The sequence below is a fragment of the Pseudomonas sp. NY15463 genome (genome assembly GCF_048068415.1).
In the GTDB taxonomy this organism is placed as follows: Bacteria; Pseudomonadota; Gammaproteobacteria; order Pseudomonadales; family Pseudomonadaceae; genus Aquipseudomonas; species Aquipseudomonas mosselii_C.
In genome coordinates this window covers 270,574-282,452 of record NZ_JBLUQD010000003.1, presented here as the reverse complement: position 1 = coordinate 282,452, position 11,879 = coordinate 270,574, and the positions used below count along the sequence as shown (strand labels likewise).

Genomic DNA, 11,879 nt, shown 5'->3' with positions numbered 1-11,879 from the left:
TCTCCATCGAGGTGCGGCAGGCGCAACAGCGGAGCATGCCGGTTGGCGCACGGTCAGGGCTTGAATGGATGTGCGGTGGGTCGTAGAAGGTTAGCCCTGTTGGACTTTTGTGCTGCCAGGGCCGGCCTCTTCGCGGGTAAACCCGCTCCCACAGGTTTCAATCGCTGTGCGATACCTGTGGGAGCGGGCTTGCCCGCGAATGCCTCCCACCGTTAGCGCTGAAGGAACGCCAGCAGGTCCTCGTTCAACTGCTGCGCATGGGTCACGGCAAAACCGTGCGGAGCGCCGGCATACACCTTCAACTCAGCCCCACGAATCAGCTCGGCGGCCTTCTTGCCGGTCGTCTCGAACGGCACGATCTGGTCGTCGTCGCCATGGATCACCAAGGTCGGTACATCGATCTTGTCCATGTCCGGGCGGAAATCGGTTTCGCTGAACGCGGATACGCAATCCAGGGTGCCTTTGATCGAGGCCATGAGCGCGATGTTCAGGGTCTGCGTCTGCACGCCCTGGGATACCTGCTGGCCATGGTTGATGCCGTAGAACGGCGTGGCGAAGTCTGCGATGAACTGCGCCCGGTCGGCGCGCAGCCCGGCCTGGATGCCCTCGAACACCGAGGTATCGACACCGTCCGGGTTGTCGGCACGCTTGCCGAACACCGGGGTCACCGCGCCCAACAACACCAGGCCTGCAACCCGTGCGCTGCCATGCTTGGCAATGTAGCGGCTGACATCACCACCGCCCATCGAGAAGCCCACCAGGGTGACTTCGCGCAGGTCCAGGTGCTCAATCAACTGGGCGATGTCATCGGCAAAGGTGTCGTAGTCGTAGCCGCTCCACGGCTGGCTCGAACGGCCGAAGCCCCGACGGTCAAAGGCGATGGTGCGATAGCCGCGGCTGGCCAGGTACTCCATCTGCGAATCCCACATGTCGGCGTCCAGCGGCCAGCCGTGGCTGAACAGGACCGGTTTGCCGCTGCCCCAGTCCTTGTAGTAGATCGAGGTGCCATCACGGGTGACGAGCGTGCTCATATCGGTATCTCCTGAGAAGTGATCGAGAGTGCGTGGAACGTTCAGCCGCGCAGCCAGTTGGCACAGCGGCGGGTTACCCAAGGCATGATGTAGAACACCACGGGCAGGATGACAAACAGGTTGACGATCAGGTTGCCGGTGATCGGGCCGCCCAGGTGCGGGTAGCGCGCGAACAACGGCGCCAGCAGTTGCGGAATGATCATGGTCATCGGGCAGATCACCAGGTAGGTCAGCAGGGCCTGTTTCCAACGTGGCGGTTGTGGGACGCTGCCGCTTGGCGGGGTGAACCAGAACTCCGGGTCATCGTGTACCTGGGTATGGTCACCGTCCTCAAGCAATGGCAGCACCTGCTCGACCAAGGCCTGGCGCTCGGCAGAATTGACCCAGGCTTGCAGCAAGGATGCGTCGGCGAAGCGCACCACGGTGGTGAAGTGGCACCCGCCCTCGTCCGGGCGGATCACGTTGACGTCCAGGTGCCCGGGCTGATGGCGCGCGGCGCTGACGGTACGCTTGAGCCAGGCCTCGTAGTCGCTCAGGGACTGGGCACGAACCTTGTGCTGGACCACCAGCGTAACGACGTTGCGGTTGGCTTCGGTTGCGGTGTTCATCGGTGTTCCTTGGGATGAGCTTGCCCGCATCCACTGTGCAACGGCAGACGGGCGAAGGATTGAATGGGTGTGCTGCCGGGTGCCGGGCACCGACTGACGGTGCCCGGGCAGTGGGGCTTACTTGGCGGCGGTCAGGGCGTTGTAGCTGGTCATCAGGTTGCGGTAGTCGGGGATGTGGTTGGAGCACAGCGCCGCCAGGCCTTCGATGTCGTTGCGCCAGTCACGGTGCAGCTCACAGGCCACGCCGAACCAGGTCATCAGTTGCGCACCGGCCTGGCTCATGCGGTCGTGGGCGGCGTCGCGGGTCATTTCGTTGAAGGTGCCGGAGGCGTCGGTCACCACGAACACGTCGAACTCTTCTTCCAGGGCCGACAGCGCCGGGAAGGCTACGCACACTTCAGTCACCACGCCGGCAATGATCAGTTGCTTCTTGCCGGTGGCCTTGACTGCCTTGACGAAGTCTTCGTTGTCCCAGGCGTTGATCTGGCCTGGGCGGGCGATGTACGGGGCGTCCGGGAACAGCGCCTTCAGCTCTGGCACCAGCGGGCCGTTCGGGCCTTGCTCGAAGCTGGTGGTGAGGATGGTCGGCAGGTTGAAGAACTTGGCCAGGTCAGCCAGGGCCAGCACGTTGTTCTTGAAGCGATCCGGCTCGATGTCGCGCACCAGGGACAGCAGGCCTGCCTGGTGGTCGACCAGCAGAACGGCGGCGTCGTCTTTGTTCAGGCGGTTGTATTTGAATTGGGTCATGGTCGTAGCTCCTAAAGGGTTTTGAAGTTCTTTGCTGTGAGTTCGGTGTTTCGCGTTGATGAGCAAAGATTAGATTCATCACCTTTGAAGCGGTAGACTGCGAAAATTGGCTTTAGCGTTCTATTTTGTGAACGCTGGATCGGTGCTGGCTTCTTCGCGGGCAAGCCCGCTCCCACAGGGGGCGTGGGATCCTGCGCAAAGCGCTAGAACTGATTGCCTGCCCCCTCAACCTGCTCTATTACTACCCACCAGCCCTCCCCTCACCCCGAGACTTCCATGCTGGCGCTCATCCAGTCCTACCCGTTGCTGCTCGGCTTTTTCCTGCTCCTGCTCGACCTGTTGCTATGGCAACTGATCCCACTCCAAAGGCGCGCCTGGCGCATCGCCACGCGGTTGGTGATCTTCCTGTTGTTCAGCGCTGTGCTGCTGGCTGCTGGCATGAGCCCATTGCAACCACCGCCGTGGGCCGACGACGTGGCGCGCAACCTGATGGCCACGGTGCTGGAGATCGCCTGGTGGCTGTTTGCCGCGCGCACGGTGACTGTGGTGTTCGGCCTGCTGCTGGTCGCTCGAGGCAGCCACGGCGGGCGCCTGCTGCAAGATGTGCTCGGCGCGCTGATTTTCCTTGCCGCCGTAGTCGCCGCAGCGGCCTATGTGATGCAGTTGCCGGTCAAGGGCCTGCTGGCCACCTCGGGGGTGATGGCCATCGTCATCGGCCTGGCGCTGCAAAGCACCCTGAGCGATGTGTTTAGCGGCATCGTGCTCAACACCACACGGCCCTATCAGATCGGTGATTCGATCTCCATCGACGGCACCGAAGGCAAGGTGGTGGATATCGACTGGCGCGCCACACGCCTGATTACCGGTACCGGCAGCCTGGCGGTGATCCCCAACTCGGTGGCGGCCAAGGCGCGCCTGCTCAACCACAGCCGCCCGGCCGACCGCCACGGCGTGGCCATCAGCGTGGTGGTGCCGGCCAAGGTGCGGCCCAAGCGGGTATTCGATGCCCTGGAAAAGGCCCTGCAAGGCACCAGCGCGCTGCTCGCCTCACCCGCACCGAAGGTCTCGGTCAAGGCCTCGACGCTGGAGTCGGTAGAGTACGAGGCCAGCGGCTTCGTCGCCGATGCGGCGCGCAAGACCGAGGTGCGCAACCAGCTGTTCGACCTGGCCCACCGTCACCTGGAAGCCAGTGGGGTGATGTGGAACGTCGACCTTGGCCTGCCGCCACGCAGCCGCCAGCGCGAGCTGCTCGACGACGTGCGGGTATTCCGCTCGCTCAGCAGTGAAGAGCGCGACGCCCTGAGCCAGCGCATGACGGCAGTGGAGTACCTGGCCGACCAGGTGATCCTCGGTATCGGCGACAACGCCGAGCACTTGCTGGTGATCGGCAGCGGTGTGGTCCAGGCCTCGGTGCGTAACGGCGACACGCTGCTGGAGGCCGGGCGCATGGGGCCCGGCGAGGTGCTGGGGATCGAGGGGCTGGTGGACGAAGACCAATCTCTGGTGGAGTTTCGTACCCTCACCAGTTGCCTGCTGTACCGCATCGAGAAGGAGCAGGTACGCAGTTGCCTGGAGCAACGCGGCGACGTGCAGACGGCGTTGGTGAAGCTGCAACGCTTCCGCCAGCAAAGCCGCGCGTCGCTATTGCTGCAAAAGCCCGCGCAAGTGAAGAAGGGTGGCTTCCTGAGCTGGTTGCACAAGTAGCCAGCCAACGCCCTGTGAGCGGCCTTGCCGGGACACCGGACCGGCAAGGCCGCTCCACAGACCGCGCCAATGCGGTTACAGAACGACGCGCAGGCACTGCCCTGCGTGATACAGCGAGAACCCCGACTCGTAGAACGCCGTGCGCAGGGTCGGTGCACTCACCGGCTTCATCGGCGAGAACGGCAGCGGCAGGCTGTCTGGGTCGTCCTTGAGCAAGAACTCGGCAAACGCCCGGCCAATCACCGTGCCAGTGGTATTGCCCCGGCCGTTGTAGCCGGTCACCGCCACCAGCCCCGGGGCGGGCTCGAACAGACGCATCAGATGGTCGGGGGTAAAGTCGATGCAGCCGGTCCAGTGCATCTCCCACTCGACCTTGCCCAACTCGGGGTAGTAGTGGCGTTGGATACGGTCAGCCCAGCTGCGCACGAACCACGCCGGCTTGTTATCGACTCGCCCGAGGCTGCCGAGCAACAGGCGGCCCTGGTCGTCACGGCGGATACTGCTGAGCACGGTGCGGGTGTCCCACGAACCCTGGCCATGCGCGAGCACTTTGTCGGCAGCGGCGCCGTGCAGGGGTTTGGAGGCGACCTGGTAGTAGTAGCCGCGGAAGAAATGCTTTTGCAGGCTGCTCCAGTCGCCTTCGGTGTAGGCCCCGGTAGAGATCACCACCTTGTCGGCACGCACCGCGCCAGCGGCGGTCTTCACCCGCCAGGCGTCGCCGTCACGCTCGAGGCCTTCGACCACCGATTGCTGGAACAGCTTGCCGCCTAGCCGGGTCACGGCAGCGGCCAGCCCTTGGGTGTAGCCCATGGGGTTGATGGTGCCCGCGCGGCGGTCAAGCAGCGCGGCGGAAATCTTTTGGGTACCGCAGTATTCCTGGCAGCGCGCACCGGTCAGCAGCTCGACGTCGGCGCCACGGCGCGACCATTGCTGGTGGCGGGCTTCAAGGTCGGCGATGCCCGTGGCGTTGTGCGCCATGTGTAGGGTGCCTTTGTGTTGTGCCTGGCAGTCGATGCCTAGCCGTTCGATCAGCGCGAACACCTCGCCCGGTGCTTGGCCAAGCACCTTGTTCAGGCGGCTGCCTTGCTGCTGGCCGAGGGTGGCCTCGACGTCGTCGGGGCGGATCCAGGTGCCTGCGTTGACCAAGCCGACGTTGCGCCCCGAACCACCATGGCCGATCTTCCAGGCTTCCAACAAAATCACCGACTTGCCCTGTTCGAGCAGGTGGATCGCCGCCGAAAGGCCGGTGATACCACCGCCGATCACGCAGACATCGGCCTTGTACTCACCGGCCAGGGCCTGGGCGGCGACGCTCGGCTGGGTGACGTGTTCCCACAGACATTCTTGACGCAGTTCGGACATGGCCCGGCTCCAGCGATTGTTCTTGTTGGGGCCGCTATGCGGCCCAATCGCGGCACAAGGCCTACAGGAAATTGCGAGCAATCTGTAGGAGCGGCCTTGTGCCGCGAAACGGGGGCAACGCCCCCGCCTGCGATCCATCAATCGAACACGATGCCCTGCGCCAGCGGCAACTCGCGCGAGTAGTTCACGGTGTTGGTTTGCCGGCGCATGTAGCCTTTCCATGCGTCCGAACCCGACTCACGGCCACCGCCCGTTTCCTTCTCGCCACCGAACGCCCCGCCGATCTCGGCTCCGCTGGTGCCAATGTTGACGTTGGCGATGCCGCAGTCGCTGCCCGAGGCGCTCTGGAAACGCTCGGCCTCGCGGATGTCGGTGGTGAAAATGCACGACGACAGGCCTTGCGGCACTTCGTTGTTCAGGCGCAGGGCCTCTTCGAAGTCATCGTAAGCCAGCACGTAGAGGATCGGGGCGAAGGTTTCGTGGCGCACCACGTCGCTCTGTGCTGGCATTTCGGCGATGGCCGGGGACACGTAGTAGGCGTTCGGATACTGCTCGACCAACTGACGCTCGCCACCGAACACCTGACCGCCTTCGTCACGCGCCTTGGCCAGCGCACCCTGCATGGCATCGAACGACAGCTTGTCGATAAGCGGGCCAACCAGGTTGTCCTTGCGTGGATCGCCGATACGCACCTTGCCATAGGCGGCTTTGACACGGGCAACCACTTCATCCTTGATCGAGCGGTGCACGATCAGGCGACGCAGGGTGGTGCAACGCTGGCCAGCGGTCCCGACCGCCGAGAACAGGATGCCGCGCACGGCCAGGTCCAGGTCGGCGCTCGGAGCCAGGATCATGGCGTTGTTGCCGCCCAGTTCCAAAATGCTGCGACCGAAACGCGCGGCCACACGCGGACCCACTTCACGGCCCATGCGGGTGCTGCCAGTGGCGCTGACCAGCGGCACGCGCGGATCATCCACCAGGGCTTCACCGGCTTCACGGCCACCGATGACCAGTTGGCTCAGCCCGGCAGGTGCATCACCGAAGGCTTTCAGGGCTTTCTCGAACAGTGCCTGACACGCCAGGGCGGTAAGCGGCGTCTTCTCGGACGGCTTCCACACCACCGAGTTACCCGCCACCAGGGCCAGCGCAGTGTTCCACGCCCACACCGCCACCGGGAAGTTGAAGGCACTGATCACCCCGACCACGCCCAGCGGATGCCAGGTTTCACGCATGTGGTGGCCTGGACGCTCGGAGGCGATGGTCAGGCCGTATAGCTGGCGCGACAGGCCGACGGCGAAGTCGCAGATGTCGATCATTTCTTGCACTTCGCCCAGACCTTCCTGGGTGATCTTGCCGGCTTCGATCGACACCAGCTCGCCGAGGTCGGCCTTGTGTTCACGCAGCACTTCACCGAACAGACGCACCAATTCGCCACGGCGCGGGGCCGGCACGCTGCGCCAGGCCTCGAAGGCCTGCTGCGCCTGGTCGATGCAGGTAATGGTCTCGGCCTTGCCGAGCAGTTTCACCGAGGCGATCTGGCTGCCGTCGATCGGGGTATGGACAGGGTAGTCGCCCTGGGTGTGAGCCGCGGCGGCAACGCCAAGGCGCTCGAGCAATGCAGCAACCATTGTGCTTCTCCTTTCATCGCGTGAAGGGTTGGAAAATGACGTGGGTCAGTATTAATCCGATTACACAGGTGCAACAAACGACCTTTATTCCGCATATCATTCCACCAGGTAATGACTTGCTCACAGAGATCTCTTATGTCCAAACGCCTGGTGCCCTCCATGACCGCCCTGCAGTGCTTCGAGGCCGCAGCCCGCCATTTGAGCTTCACCCGTGCCGCTGAAGAGCTGCACCTGACCCAGAGCGCGGTGAGCAAGCAGGTGGCGCAGCTGGAGGAGATGCTGCGCCATCACCTGTTCCTGCGCATTCGCCGGCGCCTGCAACTGACGCCTGCCGGAGCCTTGTACCTGGCCGAGGTCAACAAGATCCTTACCCAGGTCGACATGTCGAGCCGCTACGTCCTCACTTACGGCGCCCAGACCGAAGTCTTGAAAGTAGCCACTCAACCGAGTTTCGGCGTGCGCTGGTTGATTCCGCACCTCAAGGGCTTCGGCAAGCGCCACCCGAACATCCACCTGGATATCCGCAACGAAATGGAGCCATTCGCCTTGCTGCAAGGCTCGGCCGACGTGGTGTTCTTCTACGGCCAGGGCACCTGGCCGGGGGCTACCTGCGTGGCGCTGTTCGGTGAGGAGGTGCTGCCGGTGTGCGCCCCGGAGCTGCTGCAAGGCCGCCGTCTCACCGGGGCCGCCGAGGTGGCCGAACAGGTGCTGCTGCAAAGCACCTCGCGGCCGGAAGCCTGGCACGAGTGGTTCCTCGACCAAGGGCTACACACCGACAACAGCTACCACGGGCCGCGCTTCGACACGTTTTATATGGCGCTGAGTGCGGCGCAGACCGGCTGCGGGGTGGCGCTGGTGCCACGCTACCTGGTAGCCAAGGAACTGGCCGAGGGCAGCCTGGTAGTGGCCTGGGAGCATGCGATGCCGAGCAGTGGCGCGCATTACCTGGCCTATGCAGAGCATGCGGCAGAAGTGCCGAAGGTGCGGGCGTTGGTGGACTGGGTCAAGGAACAACTGCCCGCGTGAGGGCCCGCAAGATCGATCAAAAAAGGAATGAATGACCCACTTTTTTTCGCTTGTGAGCAAAGTGCATTCCCAGCTTTCATGTAACGATCCAAAACCAACCAGGAAGCTTGCGATGCCCGCCCTCGATTTCGTCAGCCCCGACAGCATCCGCGCGCAGTTCTCTGCCGCCATGTCGCTCATGTACAAACAGGAAGTGCCCCTGTACGGCACGCTGCTTGAGCTGGTGAGCGAAATCAACCAGCAGGTGATGCAGCAGCAGCCCGAGGTTGCCCAGGCGTTGCGCTGGACCGGCGAGATCGAACGCCTCGACCATGAGCGCCACGGCGCCATCCGTGTCGGTACGGCCCAGGAGCTGGCCACCATCGCCCGCCTGTTCGCGGTGATGGGCATGCAGCCGGTCGGCTATTACGACCTCAGCTCAGCTGGCGTGCCGGTGCACTCCACCGCGTTCCGCGCGGTGCACGAGCAGTCGCTGCACATCAGCCCGTTCCGCGTGTTCACCTCGTTGCTGCGCCTGGAACTGATCGACAACCCCCAACTGCGCGAACTGGCCCAGGGCATTCTGGCGCAGCGCCAGATTTTCACCCCACGGGTGCTGGAACTGATCGCCCAGAGCGAGCGCGACGGCGGCCTGACCGCCAGCGACGCGACAACCTTCGTGCAGGAGGCCTTGCACACCTTCCGCTGGCACCAGGACGCCACGGTGAGCGCCGAGCAGTACCAGCAATTGCACGACCAGCATCGCCTGATCGCCGACGTGGTCGCGTTCAAGGGACCGCACATCAACCACCTCACCCCGCGCACCTTGGACATCGATGCGATCCAGCGCGGGATGCCAGCCAAGGGTATCCCGCCCAAGGCCGTGGTCGAAGGCCCGCCCACCCGCCGTCACGCCATCTTGCTGCGCCAGACCAGCTTCAAGGCGTTGCAGGAGAACGTCGCCTTCAGTGATGCGCAAGGCAGCCACACCGCACGCTTCGGCGAAATCGAACAACGCGGGGCGGCGCTGACGCCCAAGGGCCGCCTGCTGTACGACCGCCTGCTCGATGCCACCCGCGCAGCCTTGGGTGGAGCGCCGACGGAGGCGAACGCCGAGCGCTACAGCACACTGCTCGCCGCGCAATTCGAAGCATTCCCCGATGACCTGGCGCAGATGCGCGAACAAGAACTGGCCTACTTCCGTTACTTCGCCACCGAAAAAGGCCTGGCCGCCCGTGGCCAGGCAGATCGCCCCAGCAGCCTGCAAGGGCTGATCGATGCCGGACACGTGCATTACGAGGCGTTGGTGTACGAAGACTTCCTGCCGGTCAGCGCGGCGGGAATCTTCCAGTCCAACCTGGGCGACGAGGGACAGGCCGAGTACGGCAGCAACGCCAACCGCGAGGCTTTCGAAGCGGCGCTTGGGCTCACGGTGCAGGATGAGCTGGCGTTGTATGCGCAGAGCGAGCAGCGCTCGAAGCAGGCGTGTGCGCAGGCGTTGGGTTTGGGGGCGATTTAAGGCTCATGAGCGACGGGGGCTGTGCCGGCCTATTCGCGGGCAAGCCCGCTCCCACAGGGTACGCGGCGCGCTTGCGAAATCAGTTCTCTGCGCGACAGCGCAGCCCAAAGGGCTGGGTGATCTCCCACAGGATTTCGCCCAACCTGAGGAATGTGCGGTCCCTGTGGGAGCGGGCTTGCCCGCGAATAGACCAGTACAACTAACAACAGCCTCAGCCCTTAACGCCCCACCCGGAACCGATCCACTTCCTGGCGCAACTGCCCCGCCAGCCCTTCCAGCTCACGCGCGGTATTGGCCAGCTCGTTGGCCACATCGCGTTGTTCACTGTTGGCGTGGGCGATGCTCTGCAAGTTGCGACTGAGCACCGTCGCGGTGCTGCTCTGCTCTTGGGTGGCAGTGCTGATGACGGCGAACTGCTCGCCTGCGGTGCGGCTCTGCTCGTCGATGCGCGCCAGTGCCTCGGCCACTTTGTCGTTACGCACCAAGCCTTCCTGCATCAGCTTGTTGCCCTGCTCCAGGGTGCTGATGGCATGGCCGGTCTGCTGCTGAATGCTGGCGATCATGCCCGAGATTTCATCGGTGGCCTGGCGGGTGCGCGCCGCCAGTCCACGGACCTCATCGGCAACCACGGCAAACCCACGCCCCTGCTCACCGGCGCGCGCCGCCTCGATGGCCGCGTTGAGTGCCAATAAGTTGGTTTGCTCGGCAATGGCGGTGATCGTACCGACAATTCCGCCGATTTCCTGGGAACGTGCACCGAGGGTATCCATTACCGTGGCGGTGCCGCCCAGCGCTTCGGCGATCTGCTTGAGCGAGGCCGAAGCCTCGTCCATGGCGCTGCGCCCGATGCGGGTCTGCTGGGCGTTGTCGCGAGCCATGCGCTCGGTTCCGGCCATATTGTCGGCGATGTTCATCGAAGTGGCGCTGAACTCCTCCACCGCGCCGGCCATGCTGGTGATCTCGCCTGACTGCTGCTCCATGCCTTCGCACGCCCCCGAAGACAATCCGGCCAACGAGCGCGCACGACCGCTGACCTGCTCGGAGGCGCTGCGAATGTGCTCGACCATGGTCGACAGCGCATCGCCCATCGTGTTGAAACTGCGCGCCAGTTGGCCGATCTCGTCATGGCTGGTGACGTTCAGGCGAGCGTTCAGGTCGCCAGCTCCCAAGGCCTCGGCCTGACGCACCAGGTCGCCCAGCGGACGCAGCTTGCGCCGCAGCAACCAATGCGTGGCGGCCACGGCCAGCAGCATCGCCAGCAGGCTGCCGATGGCCAGGCGCAAGCCCACGCTCCAAGTCACTTCGCGAATTTCCGCCTTCGGCATGCTGGCCACCACGGTCCACGGGCCCTCGGCGAACGGCGCGCTGACGCTGAACAGGTCCTGGTCGGCATTGGCGGGTGCCACCAACCATTGGTCCTTTTCGTCACGGATCGCCAAAGAGCCGGTCTGGCCGATGCGGAAACGTTTGAGGTTGGCAAACTGGGTGTTCTGCGCATCGGTGTAGTCGAAACCGACAAACAGTACCGCGATCACGCGGCCCGCAGCATCACGCACCGGTACGTAGCGGGTCATGTAGTTGCGTTCGAACAAGACGGCCCGACCGACGTAGGTCTGCCCGGCCATCAACTTGCCGTAGGCCGGGTGCTGGCGATCGAGCTGGGTGCCAATGGCGCGGCTGCCATCCTGCTTGGTCAGGCTGGTGCTGATGCGCACGAAGTCATCGCCGCTGCGCACGAACACCGTGGCGACACCGGCGGTCATCTGCTGGAATTCGTCGACCTGCTGGAAATCGTTGTTCAGCAGGTGCTCGCCCAGGTAGAGCGCGGGCGTCGCGGTGCCGGCCACATTGACCGTTTCGTCCGCGTGCAAGGACAGGCCCGTGGCGAAACGGCGCTCGAACAAGCCGCTCAGGCGCTGGGTGTTGTCCTTGAGCGAACCGTGGAAGGTGTCGAGCTGGTCGGCCAGCAACCGCGCCTCACTGCCCAGGTGTTTCTGGCGAGTGGCGAGGTTGGCGTCATCCAGCGAACGCAGGGCGAACAAGGTACTGCCGGAAATCACCAGCGCCAGCACGACGGCGAGGGCGATCCCGAGCTGCGAGGCGATTCGGGCACGCGGTTGAGACATGGAAAGCTCCTGGCAGAAGGCCGGGATCATCCTGATCACACTGACCGCCCGCGGATTATCGACGGGAAATCGCATCCTCTTCGGGGATGCTTGTGCTAGTGAATCGGCGGCGCAAATGAATACTTGAGCGTCGGACGAGGGTATTCGCA

9 protein-coding genes are annotated in these 11,879 nt (G+C 64.1%); 3 read left to right on the top strand and 6 right to left on the bottom strand.

The window, feature by feature from the left end:
* Positions 1 to 212: 212 nt before the first annotated feature.
* The 3 genes from ACNFIC_RS09150 to ycaC form a co-directional block, all read right to left on the bottom strand.
* Entirely contained in the window at positions 213 to 1,031 is an 819-nt protein-coding gene (locus ACNFIC_RS09150) for an alpha/beta fold hydrolase (protein ID WP_138221876.1), read from the bottom strand.
* 41 nt (positions 1,032 to 1,072) lie between these two features.
* Complete coding sequence (locus tag ACNFIC_RS09145; protein WP_138221877.1) at positions 1,073 to 1,639, bottom strand: antibiotic biosynthesis monooxygenase; 567 nt, start codon at positions 1,637 to 1,639, stop codon at positions 1,073 to 1,075.
* A 117-nt stretch (positions 1,640 to 1,756) separates the two neighbouring features.
* Positions 1,757 to 2,386 carry an isochorismate family cysteine hydrolase YcaC gene (gene ycaC, locus ACNFIC_RS09140; RefSeq protein WP_416780845.1) on the bottom strand — a complete coding sequence of 210 codons (630 nt, stop codon included), beginning with the start codon at positions 2,384 to 2,386 and terminating at the stop codon, positions 1,757 to 1,759.
* A 276-nt stretch (positions 2,387 to 2,662) separates the two neighbouring features.
* Here ycaC and ACNFIC_RS09135 point away from each other — a divergent pair, with 276 nt between their 5' ends.
* Positions 2,663 to 4,090 (top strand): mechanosensitive ion channel domain-containing protein, encoded by a 1,428-nt coding sequence (locus ACNFIC_RS09135; RefSeq protein WP_416780844.1) that lies wholly within the window; start codon positions 2,663 to 2,665, stop codon positions 4,088 to 4,090.
* Positions 4,091 to 4,165: 75 nt separating this feature from the next.
* On the opposite strand, the gene ACNFIC_RS09130 is transcribed toward ACNFIC_RS09135, so the two are convergent.
* Positions 4,166 to 5,452, bottom strand: a complete 1,287-nt coding sequence (locus ACNFIC_RS09130) for an NAD(P)/FAD-dependent oxidoreductase (RefSeq protein WP_416780843.1) — start codon at positions 5,450 to 5,452, stop codon at positions 4,166 to 4,168.
* A gap of 137 nt (positions 5,453 to 5,589) precedes the next feature.
* Positions 5,590 to 7,080, bottom strand: a complete 1,491-nt coding sequence (locus ACNFIC_RS09125; RefSeq protein WP_138220655.1) for an aldehyde dehydrogenase family protein — start codon at positions 7,078 to 7,080, stop codon at positions 5,590 to 5,592.
* Positions 7,081 to 7,215: 135 nt separating this feature from the next.
* Here ACNFIC_RS09125 and ACNFIC_RS09120 point away from each other — a divergent pair, with 135 nt between their 5' ends.
* Positions 7,216 to 8,106 carry a LysR family transcriptional regulator gene (locus ACNFIC_RS09120; RefSeq protein WP_138220656.1) on the top strand — a complete coding sequence of 297 codons (891 nt, stop codon included), beginning with the start codon at positions 7,216 to 7,218 and terminating at the stop codon, positions 8,104 to 8,106.
* 112 nt (positions 8,107 to 8,218) lie between these two features.
* Entirely contained in the window at positions 8,219 to 9,604 is a 1,386-nt protein-coding gene (locus tag ACNFIC_RS09115) for a VOC family protein (protein ID WP_416780842.1), read from the top strand.
* A 218-nt stretch (positions 9,605 to 9,822) separates the two neighbouring features.
* On the opposite strand, the gene ACNFIC_RS09110 is transcribed toward ACNFIC_RS09115, so the two are convergent.
* Positions 9,823 to 11,730 carry a methyl-accepting chemotaxis protein gene (locus tag ACNFIC_RS09110; RefSeq protein ID WP_138220658.1) on the bottom strand — a complete coding sequence of 636 codons (1,908 nt, stop codon included), beginning with the start codon at positions 11,728 to 11,730 and terminating at the stop codon, positions 9,823 to 9,825.
* Between the last annotated feature and the right edge of the window lie 149 nt (positions 11,731 to 11,879).